Below are 292 nucleotides of genomic sequence, written 5' to 3'. Positions count from 1 at the left end.
CGGCTCCATGGGCTACTCGATCCCCTCCGCCGTCGCCGCCTCGCTGGCCCATCCCGGCCGCCGCGTCGTGACCATCGCCGGTGACGGCGAGTTCCTCATGAACGGCCAGGAACTGGCCACCGCCGCCCAGTACGGCGCCACCCCGCTGGTCATCGTGATGGACAACCAGGAATACGGCACCATCCGCACGCACCAGGAGCGCCACTACCCCGAGCGGATCTCCGGCACCCAGCTGAAGAACCCGGACTTCGCCCTGATGGCGCAGGCCTTCGGCGGCTTCGGCGTCCGCGTC

The 292-nt window shown here is 70.2% G+C and carries 1 protein-coding gene; it reads left to right on the top strand.

Annotated features, from left to right (window positions below):
• A partial coding sequence (locus WFH44_RS21375) for a thiamine pyrophosphate-dependent enzyme (protein ID WP_336716661.1) occupies window positions 1-292 on the top strand: 292 nt, incomplete at both ends.

Origin of the sequence: Arthrobacter sp. USHLN218 (genome assembly GCF_037144715.1) — a bacterium.
Lineage (GTDB): Bacteria > Actinomycetota > Actinomycetes > Actinomycetales > Micrococcaceae > Crystallibacter.
This window is presented reverse-complemented; position numbering and strand designations above follow the sequence as displayed.